The following is a 13,482-nucleotide window of genomic DNA, read 5'->3' as shown; positions in this document are numbered from 1 at the left end:
CCTCAGATCCAGGGCAGGCGGTCAAGATCGACATTGCCGCCGGTGACAATCACGCCGACGCGCTGGCCGGCGAAAACTGCGGGGTTTTTAAGAATGATCGCCAGCGGCACCGCGCTGGAGGGCTCGATCACGATGCGCAGATGTTTCCACGCCAGCTTCATCGCCTCGATGATTTCCGCGTCCGAGGCGGTATAGATCGCGGTGACGTGGTTCCTGACGAAATGCCAGGTCAGTTCCTTGAGCGGCACCAGCAGCCCGTCGGCGATCGTGCGGGGGGCATCGTCGGCGATGATGTATCCGGCGTTGAAGCTGCGCCAGGCGTCGTCGGCCTGCTCGGGTTCGGCGGCGATCACCCGCACCTCGGGTGCCAGCGCAGCCAGCGTCAGGCAGGTGCCCGAGATCATGCCGCCGCCGCCGATGGGCGCCACCACGCAGTCCAGCCCATCGACCTGCTCGATGAATTCGCGCGCGCAGGTGCCCTGACCGGCAATCACCCGCGGATCGTTGTAGGGGTGGACGAAATCGCCCCCCGTCGCGGCCTGCACCTGCGCAAAACGCGCCTCGCGCGAGCTGGTCGAGGGATCGCATTCGGTGATCACCCCGCCATAGCGGCGCACCGTGTCCTTTTTCGCCTGCGGCGCGGTGCGCGGCATCACCACGTTGCAGGGAATGCCGCGCCGCATCGCCGCGTAGCTCAGACAAGAGGCGTGATTGCCCGAGGAATGGGTGGCCACCCCCCTTGCGGCCTGCGCCGCGTCAAGGCCGAACACCGCATTGGCGGCCCCCCGCACCTTGAAGGCCCCCGGCTCTTGAAAGTTTTCGCATTTGAAAAACAGCCGGGCGCCGGTCAGGTCGTTCAGATGGTCCGAGATGCGGATCGGCGTGCGGCGGATATGCGGGGCGATCCGCTCATGCGCGTCAAGCACATCCTGATAGGTCGGGATATACATCGTGCGGGGCGTCCTTCAGGCGGTCGCGGGCGCGGCGGGCGCGGTCCGCCGATAGTGATCCTGCGCCGCGGCCACGCCAGACCCCAGCACGACCGGCAGGCCAAGGTCGGCCATCACCATTTCGGCCGTGGCGATGCCCGACAGCGCCATGACATCGGTCAGGCTGCCCAGATGCCCGATGCGGAACACCTTGCCGGCGACATCGCCCAGCCCGGTGCCAAAGGCGACGCCGTAGCTGTCCAGCGCGCGGGACACGATCCGGTTGGCGTCGAAACCCTCGGGGGTGCGGATCGCGGTCACGCTGTCGGAATACAGCTCGGGCCGGGCGGCGCAGGGTTTCATCCCCCAGGCCGCGACCGCGCGGCGCACGCCTTCGGCGATGCGGTGATGGCGGGCAAAGACGTTGTCCAGCCCTTCGCCCAGCAGCATCTCGGTGGCCAGTTTCAGCCCGTTCAGCAACCCGACCGGGGGCGTATAGGGATAGCCGTTGACCGCATAGCCCTTGGCCATGTCGCGGATGTCAAAGAAGGTGCGCGGCAGGGCCGCCATCTCGACCGCCGCCATCGCCCGCGGCGAAAACCCGACGATCGCCAGCCCCGGCGGCAGCATGAACCCTTTTTGCGAGCCGGTCACGGCCACGTCGACGCCCCATTCGTCCATGCGAAAATCGTAGCAGCCGATCGAGGACACCCCGTCGACGAACAGCAGCGCCGGGTGGCCGGCGGCGTCCATCGCGCGGCGCACGGCGGCGATGTCCGAGCGCACGCCCGTCGCAGTTTCGTTGTGCGTGGCCAGCACCACCTTGATTTCATGGGCGGTATCGGCGGTCAGGATTTCCTCGAACCGCGCGGCGGGCACATCTTCGCCCCAGTCCTGCATGACGACCTGCACATCCAGACCGTGGCGCCGGCACATGTCGATCCAGCGGTGGCTGAACATGCCGTTGCGGGTCGCCAGCACCTTGTCGCCGGGCGACAGCGTGTTGGTGATCGCGGTTTCCCAGCCGCCGGTGCCGGTTGCCGGAAAGACGAAGACCTCGGCCCGGGTCGATTTCAGCACCTGTTTCACCCCGGCCAGCGCCGGATGCAGGATCTTGCCGAACAGCGGGCTGCGGTGGTCGATGGTCGGCATGTCGACGGCCTTGCGCAGCAGCTCGGGGATGTTGGTGGGGCCGGGAATGAAGATGGGGTTCTGGGTGCTCATCGCGCTCTCCTCCGTGGTTGCCTTGACAGCTAGCACAGGGTTCAAGCTGCGTAAATTTTTTTGAAATCGTTTTTTATTTTTGTAGATAATTCAAAAACAAGTGAAATAACAGATGCTTGTATTTTTTCATTGCGCGGCGTGGGATTTCATGGATTATTTTCGCCGATCATCACGCCACAGGGATTCGCCCCATGCAGCAACCTGTCCGCCGCCGCGGGCGGCCCCGCAACAGCCCCTCGGACGCGCAGGCCACGGGCATCCAGTCGCTCAACCGGGCGCTTGACGTGCTTGAGGCGCTGGCCCGGCACGAAGGCATCACCCTGACCGAACTGGCGGCCCATCTGGATGAATCGCCCTCGACGATGTATCGGGTTCTGGCGACGCTGGAACAGCGGCGCTATGTCGAAAGCAATCCCGACAAGCAGGAATGGTTCATCGCCGCCGAGGCGTTCCGGCTGGGCTCGGCCTTTCTGCGGCGCACCAATATCGTCGAGCGCAGCCGCCCGGTGATGCGCGATCTGATGGCCCGCACCGGCGAGACCTCGAATCTGGGGATCGAGCGCGACGGCGATGTGCTGTTCGTCAGCCAGGTGGAAACGCACGAGACCATCCGCGCCTTTTTCCCGCCGGGAACGCGCTCGCCCCTGCATGCGTCGGGGATCGGCAAGGCGCTGCTTGGCGCCTTTGCCGAGGAACGGCTGGCCGGGTTCCTGCGGACGGCCAGCTTTACCCGGTTTACCGACCGGACGGTGGCGGATGCCGGGCAGATGCAGGCGGACATCGCCAGGACCCGCAGCCGCGGCTATGCCTTTGACGATGAGGAACGCACGGTCGGGATGCGCTGCGTCGCGGCTGCGATCATCAACGGCCATGGCGAGGCGGTGGCCGGAATATCGGTGTCGGGGCCAACCATAAGGATGCCCGACCAGAGGGTGCGCGAGATCGGCGGGCTGGTGGCCATGGCTGCGGCCGAAGTGTCGCGCCTGCTGGGCGCGCCCACCCCTGCCCCCGCGGCCCCTGCCCCGGCGACGGATGCCCCGGCCGTAACCCCGGCTGTGACCCCGGCCGTCACCCCGCCCGTGCAGGGCTGACGCGGCCGGGCCGCCCCGTCACCGCAGGATCGGCACGGCCGTCGCCGCCGGAGACCCCGCGGAACCGACGCCGGGGGCAAGGCTGCGTGGCCGCGGGCCTCCGGTCGCCCAGTCCAGCAATTCGGCCGTATGCACGACCGGGATGCCGGTGCCCGAGCCGATCTGCATCATGCAGCCGATATTGCCGGCGCTGATGACCTGAGGCCGGATCGCCTCGATCATGGCGACCTTGCGCGACTTCAGCTGCCCGGAAATCTCGGGCTGCATCAGGTTGTAGGTGCCCGCCGAGCCGCAGCACAGATGGCTGTCGCGCGGCTCGACCACCTGAAAGCCGGCGGCCTTCAGCAGATCCTTGGGGGCGGACCGGATCTGCTGGCCGTGTTGCAGCGAACAGGCGGCGTGATAGGCCACCCGCAGCGGCTCGGCGTGGGCGGCGTCGCGCAGGCCGATCTCGGCCATGATCTCCGTGATGTCGCGGGCCAGCGCCGACACCCGGGCGGCATCGGCGGCCAGCGGATCGTTGCGGAACATGTGGCCGTAATCCTTGACCGTGGTGCCGCAGCCCGAGGTGTTGATGACCACCGCATCCAGACCGCCGCTGTCCATTTCGGCCGCCAGGGCGCGGATATTGGCCGCGGCCATGGCGTGGCTGTCGTCGGTCTTGCCCATGTGGTGGGTCAGCGCCCCGCAACAGCCCACATCCCGCGGGATCACCACCTCGCAGCCGTGCCGGCGCAGCAGCCGGATGGTCGCATCGTTGATGTCGGGGTTCAGCGCACGCTGCGCGCAGCCGATCAGCAGCGCGACACGGCGCTGGCGCTCGCCCCCGGCCGCAAGCACCTGCGGGGTGTCGTTCGGGCTGGGCGGGGGCGTCCGCGCCGGCGCCATTTCCAGCATCGCACGCAGCCGCGCATCCGGCACCAGCCGGCGAAAGGGCCGCGCGAGCCTTGCGCCGAACAGCGCCAGCCGGAAGCGGTTCGGATAGGGCAGGATGCGGGCCAGCAGCCAGCGCAGGGCGCGATCGTCCCAGCGGCGGCGATAGTTCTTTTCGATATAATCGCGGGCATGGTCGATCAGATGCATGTAATGCACCCCCGACGGGCAGGTAGTCATGCAGCTCAGGCAGCTCAGGCAGCGGTCGATATGCTTGACGGTCCTTTCGTCGGGCACCTTGTTGTTTTCAAGCATGTCCTTGATCAGGTAGATCCGCCCGCGGGGGCTGTCCAGTTCGTCGCCCAAAAGCGCATAGGTCGGGCAGGTCGCGGTGCAGAACCCGCAATGGACGCAGGACCGCAGGATCTCGTTCGAGCGTGCGATGGCCGGATCCGCCAGTTGCGCGGCATTGAAATTCGTCTGCATCTCAGCTGCCCATCTGGCCGGGATTGAGAATCCCGGCGGGGTCAAAGGTCCGGCGGATGGCCGCGGTCAGCGCGGCGACACCGGGGGCTTGGGGCGGATGGGGCGGCAGATCGGTCCCCGGCGCCGGCCGGACCGGCACCGCCACGCCCGCGCCGGCGGCCTGGCGCACGGCGGCCGCGGCGGCATTGCCCGCATACCAGATCAGCCCGCCGCCCCAGTCCAGCGACGCCTGACCGCCCAGCATATCCAGCGCCTTCAGCACCGCGGGCGCATCCGTCGGCTTGACGTGGATACGCCACACCGCCGCGTCGCTGCCCGCAAAATGCCGGACATCGCGCAGATCGCGCCACAGCTGGCGGCTGGCGGTCTCGTCCACGATCTCGATCGCATGGTCGCGCAGCAGCGCCGACAGGCGCTCGCGGCGATAGGCGACCTGACGGGTCAGCCCCTCGATGCGCAGCCATGCCGTGCCGTCATGAAAGGCCGCGCCCGACACCTCGAACGGCGTTGCCAGAGCGGCCGAAAAGATACCGACCGCCGCATCGGGGGTCACGCCGGCAAAGGCCAGCGTCTGCTGGCTTTCGGCCATGGGCAGGGCCTTCAGCGCCACCTCGGTCAGGATGCCGAGAGTGCCGTTTGCGCCGCACATCAGCTTGGCCAGGTCCATCCCGGTCACGTTCTTCATCACGCGGCCGCCGTTCTTGATGACCCGGCCGCGGCCGTCGACGAACCGCACCCCCAGCAGATGGTCGCGGCAGGCGCCGGCCTGCAACCGCCGCGGCCCCGAGATATTGGCCGCGACCATGCCCCCCAGCGTCGGCGTGCCGTTCGAGCCAAGCAGCACCCGGTGGTCCATCGGCTCGAACGCCAGCGCCTGGCCTTGGGCGGCCAGCAGCTGCTCGATCTGGTCAAGCGGCGTCCCGGCGCGGGCGATCAGCGTCAGCTCGCCCGGCTCATAGGCGACAACGCCGGAGATGGCGCTGGTCGTCAGCTGCGTTGCGGCCGGGACGGCCGCGCGGCGGGTTCTGGTCCCGCCGCCGGCGATTTCGAGCGCGCGCGCCGATGCGTGGCATTGCGCGACCTGGGCCGACAGCTCGGCCTCGGTTTGCGGGGCAAGCGTGGCGGGGGTGGGGGCGGAGGCACAGGCGGATTCGGGCATGGCCATCACCGTTGCGCCGCCCGCGCGCGATAGGGTTCGCTGGCGGCAAGCGGGAACACCTTGGCGGGGTTGAGCAGCCAGCCGGGGTCGAATACGTCCTTGATTTCCATCTGGATCGCCATGTCGTCGGGCGCGTATTGACTGGTCATCAGGTCGCGTTTCTCGATGCCGACGCCATGTTCGCCGGTCAGGCAGCCGCCGACATCGACGCAGAGCTTCAGGATTTCGGCCCCGAAAGCCTCGGCCCGTTCCAGATCGCCGGGCCGGTTGGCGTCGAACAGGATCAGCGGATGCATGTTGCCGTCACCAGCGTGAAAGACGTTGGCGACCTCGAGCCCGTATTCCTTGGACATCTCGCCGATGCGCCGCAGCGTATAGGGCAGTTTCGACACCGGCACGGTGCCGTCCAGACACAGGTAATCGCCCAGCCGCCCCATGGCGCCAAACGCGGCCTTGCGCCCTTTCCAGATGGCAAGGGATTCAGCCTCGTTACGGCTGCTGCGAAATTCGACGGGGTTCAGTTCAGAGGCGATGGCGTGGATGCGCTCGATCTGGTCGGCGATCTCGGCCTCGGAGCCCTCGACCTCGACGATCAGCACGGCGGTGCAATCGGGATAGCCGGCCTTGGCAAAGGATTCGACCGCGCGCAGGCACACGTCGTCCATGTATTCGATGGCAACCGGGATAAGGCCCGAGCGGATGATCCGCGCCACGCATTCCCCGGCGACCTCGGCATCGTCAAAGCCGATCAGCATCGGGCGCGCGCCTTCGGGGCGCGGCAGGATGCGCAGCGTCGCCTCGGTCACGATGGCCAGCTGTCCCTCGGATCCGCAGATCAGGCCCAGCAGGTCAAGGTCGGTGCCCCCCGGATGCGGGCCGCCCAGCTCGACGATCTCGCCGGTGGCCAGCACCATGCGCACCCCCAGCAGGTTGTTCGTCGTCACCCCGTATTTCAGGCAATGCGCCCCGCCCGAGTTCATCCCGATATTGCCGGCGATCGTGCAGGCCAGCTGGGACGACGGATCGGGCGCGTAAAAGAACCCCTCGGGTTCCAACTCGGCGCTGACCGACAGGTTGGTGACGCCGGTCTGCACCCGGATAAAGCGGTTGGCAGTGTCGATTTCCAGAAATTCGCGCAGGCGCATGGTGCCGATGACCACGCTGTCGGCCGTCGGCAGCGCGCCCCCGGCCAGCGAGGTGCCGGCGCCGCGCGGGATCACGGGCACTTTCATGTCGTGACAGATGCGCATGGCGGTCGCCACCTCGTCGGTGGTGCGCGGCAGCACCACCGCCAGCGGCGGGCAGCGATAGGCCGTCAGCGCGTCGCATTCATAGGCGCGGGTTTCTTCGGGGTCCGAGATGACGGTATCGGCCGGCAGCGCCGCCAGCAGCGCCGCGACGATCTGAGGCTTGCGGGCGATGATGGTCGCATCGGGGGCTGGCATGGCAATGGTCGACATCGGCTGTCTCCTTTGTTGGTCCCGCGGTCCGGCGGGCGCCGGGGTGGCGCCCGCCGAAAGGTTCAGCGCACGGTCAGCGGATCGGTGATCCCGAAGACGTAGAACCCGATGCTGAGCAGCAACCCCGCCAGGGTCAGATAGTAGATGGTGGGCAGGATCGTGATGCGCAGCGTCGCCCCTTCGCGGCCCAGCAGGCCGACGGTGGCCGAGGCGGCGACCACGTTGTGGATGGCGATCATGTTGCCGGCGGCCGCGCCGACCGACTGACCCGCCACCATCAGCGCGCCCGAAATCCCCAGCCCGCCGGCGACCGAGAACTGGAACTGGCTGAGCATCAGGTTGCTGACGGTGTTCGACCCGGCAAGAAAGGCGCCAAGCGCGCCCACTGCGGGGGCAAAGAACGGATAGACGGACCCGACCTGGTTCGAGACCCAGTCCGCGACCAGCACGGGCATGCTTTGCAGGTCATTGGCGTTGACGCCCGAGTTGATCAGGATCCGCACCATCGGCACGGTAAAGATCAGCACGAAACCGGCGCCGAGGATCGTGCCGCTGCTTTCGCGCACGGCATTGGCAAAGCCGGCCAGCGACATCCGGTGCAGCACGATGGTCAGCAGGCAGATCATCACCAGGATGCCGCCCGGCGAATGCAGCAGCGAGAAATCCCCGCTGACCCCCTGTTCGCCCATGATGTTGCTGAACATCACATTGGCCGATTTCAGCAGGTCGCCGAACGGCTTGACGGTCCGGCTGAGCACCAGCACCACCGCCAGGATGACATAGGGCGCCCAGGCCATCGCCAGCGAGATCTTGCGCCTGGTCAGCTCTTCCAGCTTGATGTCGACCTTGCCGAACCAGTCCTTGGACCATTCCGACACATCGGGGAAATCCCAGGTGTCGCGCGGCAGCAGGAACCCCTTTTTCGCCGCCATGGTCATCACGAACAGCCCGACAAGCCCGCCGATCACCGACGGGAACTCGGCCCCCAGGAACACCGCCGCCAGCACATAGGGCACGGTCATCGCAAAGGCGCCCAGGATCGCAAAGGGCAGGATGGACAGCCCCTCGGTCCAGGATTTGTTCTTGCCGAAGAACCGCGTCATGATGAGAACGAGGAACAGCGGCATGAACGTCCCGCAGATCGCGTGGATGATCGCCACTTCCGACGTGATGACATGGAAGAAATGCTGCCAGGTCGAGCCGACCTCGACCAGTTCTTCGGTGATTGCGCTCTGGTCCAGCCCGACCTGAACGCCCACGATCAGCGGCGTGCCGACCGCGCCAAAGGACACCGGCGTCGACTGGATCATCATCCCGAAAACCACGGCGGCCATGGCGGGAAACCCGACCGCGACCATCAGCGGGGCCGCGACGGCGGCCGGCGTGCCAAAGCCCGAGGCACCCTCGATGAACGACCCGAACAGCCAGGCGATCAGGATCACCTGCACCCGCCGGTCAGGGCTGATCGCCGTAAAGCCCGAGCGGATGGTGGAAATCGCGCCCGAATGTTTCAGCGTGTTCAGCAGCAGCAGCGCGCCGAAGATGATCCACAGCAGGCCGACGCTTTGCAGCAGCCCTTGCAGCGACGACGCGATCACGCGGTTGGGGCTGACCCCCCAGGCGGCCAGCGCCACCACGACCGCAATCAGATAGGTCAAGGGCATCACATATTTGGCAGGCATCCGAAAGCCCACCAGCAGGACGCCTGCCGTCAGAATCGGCAAGAATGCCAATAACGCCAAGAAACCAGAGCTCATCCGGCCATCTCCTCCCTGAACGCCGCATGGCCCGGCTGAGTGGCCCGGCCCCCTCGCTGCGACAAGTTTCTGTTTTGACTGTTCGGCCCTCCCAGACCGACGGTAATGTTTGGTAAAATGATTTGCCCACGCCGGTCAACAGGCAACTGAACTTTTCTTGTTCCGAAAGCGCATTGCCTGCGTGCCGGCAGTCAAGCTATTGGTAATGTGCAGATACCAACGGAAACCGCGCCGATGAGCGAAAGCAAGCCGATCCGCCCTGAACGGGCGGCCGATGTCGTGCGCAAGCACATCGAAGACCTGATCCTCGAAGGCTCGCTGCGTCCGGGCGAGCCGCTGCTGCCCGAACGCGAGCTGGCGGCGCGGCTGAACGTGTCGCGTCCGACGCTGCGCGATGCGCTCAAGGCGCTTGAAGAACACGGGCTGCTGGTCAAGCAGGGCCGGTCGCTGATGGTGGCGCAGCTGGGCGCCGCCAGCATTGCGGATCCGCTGATCCGGATGCTGGCCGAACGCAGCGAGGTCGCCGACGACTATCTGGAATTCCGCGATGTCGTGGAAAGCTCGGCGGCGGCGATGGCGGCCGAGCGCGCGAACGAGCTGGACATCCAGCAGATCCGCAACTGCATCGCCCTGATCGAGACCGCGCACGAGGCCAACGACCCCGCCGCCGAGGCCGAGGCCGACGCCGAGCTGCATATCGCCATCTACGAGGCCAGCCACAATCTGGTGCTGTTGCAGATCATGCGGGCGCTGTCGGGAAATCTGCGGATCGACGTGATGCACAACCGCCAGCGCCTGTTCACCATCCCCTATGTGCGCGATCTGCTGCGCGACCAGCATCTGGCTATCGCCCGGGCAATCGTCGAGAAACAGCCCGATGCCGCCCGCGCGGCAGCCCATGAACATGTGAACTATCTGCGCCGCGCCTCGCGCGAGATCCGCGAGGCCGAGGCCAAGCTGGACCTGTCGCTGCGCCGGCTGGACAGCGGCGGGCTGACCACCCTGCGGGGCTGATCGCGGGCGGCGGCGGGGGCACCCTGCCGCCGCCCCATCGCCGCCTCGTGACTTGCGGCCCCGGGGCGGGCGGGCAATTGTGCCGCCATCTGTCGTCCGCCGGCCCGTTGCGGCCCGGCCTGCCCGCGGTGCTGCGGGTCTGCGAAAAAAGGATCCTGCCGATGCGCCATCTTGCGCTTGCCCTGCTGCTGAGCGGCCTGTCCCTGCCGGCCGCCGCCCGCGACATCACCGGACAGGTGAGCTATCGGCAGCGTATCGCCCTGGACCCCTCGGCCGAGCTGGTGGTCGAGGTCAGCGGCCCCGGCGGCATCACCGGCGAATCCCGTGCCGCCAGCGACGGCCGGCAGGTGCCGCTGCCCTTCGCCGTCTCTACCGACGATACCGGGGCGCAGTTCCTGCGCGCCGCGATTCTGGTGGGCGGGGTGGCGCAGTGGGTGGCGCCGCCGGTCGCGGTGCCGGCCGGGGACGAGGCGCTGGACCTGGGGATGATCGCGCTGGAACCCTTTGTGCCGCTGGGCTTTGCCAGCCGGTTGCGCTGCGGCGAAACCGAGCTTGACCTGGGCTTTGCCGGCGACATGGCGCGGCTGCGGCTGGGCGGGGTGGTGCATGAGCTGCCGCTGGCGGTCTCGGCCTCGGGGGCGCGATTCAGCGACGGCAAGGATCCCGAAACCATGGTCTGGACCAAGGGCAACACGGCGCTGGTCACCATCGCCGGGCACGAGCTGCCGGAATGCCGGGCGGTGGCGCTGCCGGCGACCCTGCCCTTTATCGCGCGTGGCAACGAGCCGGGCTGGGTGCTGGACCTGACCGCCGAAGGGATGGTGCTGGCGATGCAGGACGGGGACGAGATCCGCACCCCCCTGCCCGCGGCCGTCGATGGCCCCGAAGGCACGGTTCTGGCGGCCGAGGGGCTGACGGTCACCCTTGCCCCGCGGATCTGCCGCGATTCGATGACCGGGATGCCCCATCCGCAGCAGGTGACGGTGCAGGCTGGCGGGGCCGAGCTGCACGGCTGCGGCGGCGATCCGGCGACGCTGCTGGCCGGCGAGTGGCGGGTGACCGCGCTGGACGGCGCCCCCCTGCCCGCCGATGCCGGCGCGACGCTGGGCTTTGACGGCGACGGCGTCGCCGGCTCGACCGGCTGCAACCGCTATCGGGCCGCCGCGACCCTGACGGCCGAGGGCCTGACCATCGCCCCCGGCCCGCTGACGATGATGGCCTGCGACCCCGATACCATGGCGCGCGAACAGGCGTTCATCGCCGCTTTGACCCGGGTAACCGGCTTTGACTTTGACGACGACAACGGCGGCGCGCTGGTGCTGATCGCCGGCGGCGACGGGCCGGTGCTGACCGCCGTGCCGGCCGGCGTGCCCACCCGGCCCTGAACAGGCCGGCCACAATGCGGATAAAGGAGCAGACCATGCCCCAGGGCGGTTTCCATATCGTCAACGCCGGCGCCGGCACGGCCGACAACATCACGCTGCGCGGCTGGCAGCTGTTGCAGCGGGCCGATCTGGTCATCGCCTCGGAATCGGTGCGCCGCCAATATGCCTCGGCGCTGGACGGCAAGCAGGTCGTCGACGGCGGCCACGGCCTGTTCACCGACCTTGCGCTGCGCCGGGCCTCTCCCGACGAGGTGGCCGCGCAAGAGGCCGAGATCCGCGCCCTGATCGAGGCTGCCCATGCCGCCGGCAAGATCATCGTCTTGCTGGAATCCGGTGATGCGGCGCTGTTCAGCCCCTATCGCGGCTATCTGACCGCATTCCGGCACCTGCACCCGGTGCTGGTGCCGGGGGTGTCCAGTTTCAACGCCGCCAATGCGGCGCTGGCGCAGTCGCTGCTGCACGATCAGGGCCAGCGGTTGCAGCTGTCGGGGCTGGCGGCCTTCATGGCGGCAGAGCCGGGCGCGGCGCTGCCCGATAGCTGGGTGCTGTTCTGCATGGGGCTGGACCTGCCGCAGCTGATCGCCCAGGCGCGCAGGCTTTATCCGGCCAGCACGCAGGTGGCGCTGGTCCTGCGCGCCGGCTATCCCGATGGCGAGGTGATCCGCCTGACGGTGGGCGAGCTTGACCGCATCGCCGAACGCCCGGTCGCGGTGCCCTATTGCCTGCTTTATATCGGCATCGACACGATCTGAGCGCCTGCGCCCGCGCCCGCCCCGGCCGACCACTCGCCCGCCCCGCTTATGCCGTGCTGTCAGCAGGCGCCCCCGCCATCCATCCGTGGTGCCGGGGACGGCCGCTGCATCCCCGGCCGACAAACCCCTGATATTTCAACCGTCCGGGCCTGTATTGCCCCTGCGCCGGCGGGGCGCGAATTTATATCAGTCGGAATATTCAAGAAATATATTGCAGGTATATTTACATGCGGCTAGCGTGATTCCCTAGCGGGCACTGCTCAGGAGACGCAGGCCCGCCTAAAGGGGGGATACCATGAAAACGCTGTTCCGCGGCTTGACGCTTGCCGCCTTCACGCTGTGTGCGTCCGGTGCCGCAATGGCAGCCGATGTGACCTGGCGCGTGCCGACATCGGTGCCCGAAGGGTCGCCGTTCTACCAGAATTTCCTGGAACGGTTTGCCGACAACGTCGACAGGCTGACATCAGGCCGGGTGGAAATTCAGCCCTTTGGCGCGGGGGTCATCGTTCCCGCCCTGAAGGTGTTCGATGCGGTCAACGACGGCGTGGTCGAGGCCGGCCATTCCTCGTCCAGCTACCTCATCAACCAGGATCCGGAAAACGCCATTTTCTCGGGGTTTCCGGGCGGCATGGGCGCGGACACCTACAAGGCGTGGCTGTATGAGGGCGGCGGCCTGGAAAAGCTTGAGCAGCTGCGCGCGCGTCAGGGGCTCAAGACCATGATCGTGGGCATCGGCTCGACCGAGATCATGGCCCACGCCAACAAGCCCATCCACAGCGCCGAGGATCTCAAGGGCCTGAAATATCGCACCTCCGGCCCCTGGGGCGAAGTGATGAAGGATTATTTCGGCGCCGTCCCGACCGTCGTGCCGCCGGGCGAGACCTATACGCTGCTGCAACGCAAGGGCGTGGATGCCGTGGAATGGGCGCCGCCGTCGGCCAACATGCCCGAGGGTTTCCATCAGGCTGCGAAATACATCGTCGTGCCGGGCGTCCACCAGCCCACCTTCATGTGGGAAGTGGTTCTCAAGCAGGACACCTGGGACAAGGTGCCCGATGATCTGAAGCCGCTGATCGAGGCTGCCGCCCAGCTGACCACCGAACAGGGGCTGAACCATTTCTACGACGCCGACATGAAGGCGATGGAGCAATACCGTAGCGGCCGCAACGAAATCATCACGCTCAGCCCTGAATTCGTGTCGGAACTTTCCGCAGCGGGCTATGACTGGATGCACAAGACGGCCGAGGCCCAGAAAGCCGCCGGCAAGCCCGAGATGGCCGAAAACCTGGCCGACTATGAGGCGTATCACCAGCGCTGGAAGGCCGAGAGCGGCTATCTGATCCGCGATTGAT

General features: G+C 67.3%; 11 protein-coding genes. 5 read left to right on the top strand and 6 right to left on the bottom strand.

Going from position 1 to position 13,482, the window contains the following annotated elements:
* Nucleotides 1–2 precede the first annotated feature (2 nt).
* Together bhcB and bhcA are read right to left on the bottom strand one after the other, a co-directional pair.
* Nucleotides 3–950, bottom strand: coding sequence for a beta-hydroxyaspartate dehydratase BhcB (bhcB, locus tag BLW83_RS07620; RefSeq protein ID WP_090847157.1), 948 nt, complete (start codon nucleotides 948–950; stop codon nucleotides 3–5).
* 15 nt (nucleotides 951–965) lie between these two features.
* Nucleotides 966–2,153 carry an L-aspartate--glyoxylate aminotransferase BhcA gene (gene bhcA, locus BLW83_RS07615; protein ID WP_090847155.1) on the bottom strand — a complete coding sequence of 396 codons (1,188 nt, stop codon included), beginning with the start codon at nucleotides 2,151–2,153 and terminating at the stop codon, nucleotides 966–968.
* 191 nt (nucleotides 2,154–2,344) lie between these two features.
* Here bhcA and bhcR point away from each other — a divergent pair, with 191 nt between their 5' ends.
* Nucleotides 2,345–3,244: an HTH-type transcriptional regulator BhcR gene (bhcR, locus tag BLW83_RS07610; RefSeq protein ID WP_090847591.1), complete on the top strand. Its 900-nt coding sequence runs from the start codon at nucleotides 2,345–2,347 to the stop codon at nucleotides 3,242–3,244.
* Nucleotides 3,245–3,262: 18 nt separating this feature from the next.
* Here bhcR and glcF read toward each other — a convergent pair whose 3' ends face one another.
* The 4 genes from glcF to BLW83_RS07590 form a co-directional block, all read right to left on the bottom strand.
* On the bottom strand, nucleotides 3,263–4,603 hold the full coding sequence (gene glcF / locus BLW83_RS07605; protein ID WP_090847154.1) for a glycolate oxidase subunit GlcF: 1,341 nt from the start codon (nucleotides 4,601–4,603) through the stop codon (nucleotides 3,263–3,265).
* 1 nt (nucleotide 4,604) lies between these two features.
* Nucleotides 4,605–5,762, bottom strand: a complete 1,158-nt coding sequence (gene glcE / locus BLW83_RS07600; RefSeq protein WP_090847589.1) for a glycolate oxidase subunit GlcE — start codon at nucleotides 5,760–5,762, stop codon at nucleotides 4,605–4,607.
* A 5-nt stretch (nucleotides 5,763–5,767) separates the two neighbouring features.
* On the bottom strand, nucleotides 5,768–7,213 hold the full coding sequence (locus BLW83_RS07595; protein ID WP_218139103.1) for an FAD-linked oxidase C-terminal domain-containing protein: 1,446 nt from the start codon (nucleotides 7,211–7,213) through the stop codon (nucleotides 5,768–5,770).
* Between the two features lie 71 nt (nucleotides 7,214–7,284).
* Complete coding sequence (locus tag BLW83_RS07590; protein ID WP_090847150.1) at nucleotides 7,285–8,979, bottom strand: L-lactate permease; 1,695 nt, start codon at nucleotides 8,977–8,979, stop codon at nucleotides 7,285–7,287.
* 234 nt (nucleotides 8,980–9,213) lie between these two features.
* On the opposite strand from BLW83_RS07590, the gene BLW83_RS07585 reads away from it, so the two are divergent.
* From BLW83_RS07585 to dctP, 4 genes are all read left to right on the top strand, one after another.
* On the top strand, nucleotides 9,214–9,993 hold the full coding sequence (locus BLW83_RS07585; RefSeq protein ID WP_090847148.1) for an FCD domain-containing protein: 780 nt from the start codon (nucleotides 9,214–9,216) through the stop codon (nucleotides 9,991–9,993).
* A gap of 161 nt (nucleotides 9,994–10,154) precedes the next feature.
* Nucleotides 10,155–11,378 (top strand): META domain-containing protein, encoded by a 1,224-nt coding sequence (locus BLW83_RS07580; RefSeq protein WP_143042776.1) that lies wholly within the window; start codon nucleotides 10,155–10,157, stop codon nucleotides 11,376–11,378.
* Between the two features lie 35 nt (nucleotides 11,379–11,413).
* Nucleotides 11,414–12,130: an SAM-dependent methyltransferase gene (locus tag BLW83_RS07575; protein WP_177172514.1), complete on the top strand. Its 717-nt coding sequence runs from the start codon at nucleotides 11,414–11,416 to the stop codon at nucleotides 12,128–12,130.
* A 295-nt stretch (nucleotides 12,131–12,425) separates the two neighbouring features.
* The gene (gene dctP / locus BLW83_RS07570; RefSeq protein ID WP_218139091.1) at nucleotides 12,426–13,481 is read left to right on the top strand and encodes a TRAP transporter substrate-binding protein DctP; all 1,056 of its coding nucleotides are present in this window, start codon (nucleotides 12,426–12,428) and stop codon (nucleotides 13,479–13,481) included.
* Nucleotide 13,482: the final 1 nt, after the last annotated feature.

Origin of the sequence: Paracoccus alkenifer (genome assembly GCF_900108405.1) — a bacterium.
Taxonomy (GTDB): Bacteria; Pseudomonadota; Alphaproteobacteria; order Rhodobacterales; family Rhodobacteraceae; genus Paracoccus; species Paracoccus alkenifer.
The sequence above is the reverse complement of the archived record's forward strand: the minus strand, read 5'-3'. Positions and strand labels throughout refer to the sequence as shown.

Excerpts from the sequence above, each read along its gene's own strand:
- bhcB (WP_090847157.1), bottom strand. The coding sequence starts at position 950 with ATGTATATCCCGACCTATCAGGATGTGCTTGACGCGCATGAGCGGATC.
- bhcA (WP_090847155.1), bottom strand. The coding sequence starts at position 2,153 with ATGAGCACCCAGAACCCCATCTTCATTCCCGGCCCCACCAACATCCCC.
- bhcR (WP_090847591.1), top strand. The coding sequence starts at position 2,345 with ATGCAGCAACCTGTCCGCCGCCGCGGGCGGCCCCGCAACAGCCCCTCG.
- glcF (WP_090847154.1), bottom strand. The coding sequence starts at position 4,603 with ATGCAGACGAATTTCAATGCCGCGCAACTGGCGGATCCGGCCATCGCA.
- glcE (WP_090847589.1), bottom strand. The coding sequence starts at position 5,762 with ATGCCCGAATCCGCCTGTGCCTCCGCCCCCACCCCCGCCACGCTTGCC.
- BLW83_RS07590 (WP_090847150.1), bottom strand. The coding sequence starts at position 8,979 with ATGAGCTCTGGTTTCTTGGCGTTATTGGCATTCTTGCCGATTCTGACG.
- BLW83_RS07585 (WP_090847148.1), top strand. The coding sequence starts at position 9,214 with ATGAGCGAAAGCAAGCCGATCCGCCCTGAACGGGCGGCCGATGTCGTG.
- BLW83_RS07580 (WP_143042776.1), top strand. The coding sequence starts at position 10,155 with ATGCGCCATCTTGCGCTTGCCCTGCTGCTGAGCGGCCTGTCCCTGCCG.
- BLW83_RS07575 (WP_177172514.1), top strand. The coding sequence starts at position 11,414 with ATGCCCCAGGGCGGTTTCCATATCGTCAACGCCGGCGCCGGCACGGCC.
- dctP (WP_218139091.1), top strand. The coding sequence starts at position 12,426 with ATGAAAACGCTGTTCCGCGGCTTGACGCTTGCCGCCTTCACGCTGTGT.